Source organism: Microbacterium sp. ISL-103 (genome assembly GCF_018613995.1).
Taxonomy (GTDB): Bacteria; Actinomycetota; Actinomycetes; order Actinomycetales; family Microbacteriaceae; genus Microbacterium.
Genome location: NZ_JAGGPD010000616.1, coordinates 2,932 through 3,200, shown reverse-complemented (window position 1 = coordinate 3,200; position 269 = coordinate 2,932). Strand labels below are relative to the sequence as shown.

The window sequence follows — 269 nt, the reverse complement described above, 5'->3', positions numbered from 1 at the left end:
AACACGAACAGGGCGACGTTCAACGATCCGAGGAGGCCGAGAAGGACCGCGAAGCGATTGAGCACCGGCGCATCGGTGGCTGCGACCTCGCCGGCGATACGGCCGACGCCCACCACGCTCAAGGGACCGTTGGGATCGCGCTCGCTCCCGGTCACCAGCGACACACCGGTGTCCCAGATTCGCACGGGAAGAGTGAGGATCATCGACCCGACGCGCACGACGGTGTCTCCGGCCATCTGCGGGCCGGCCGAGAGAGGCTGCTGCACGAC

General features: G+C 67.7%; 1 pseudogene. It reads right to left on the bottom strand.

The features are described from left to right. A pseudogene (locus J7E68_RS20045) lies at window positions 1-269 on the bottom strand (zinc metalloprotease); the annotation flags it as partial.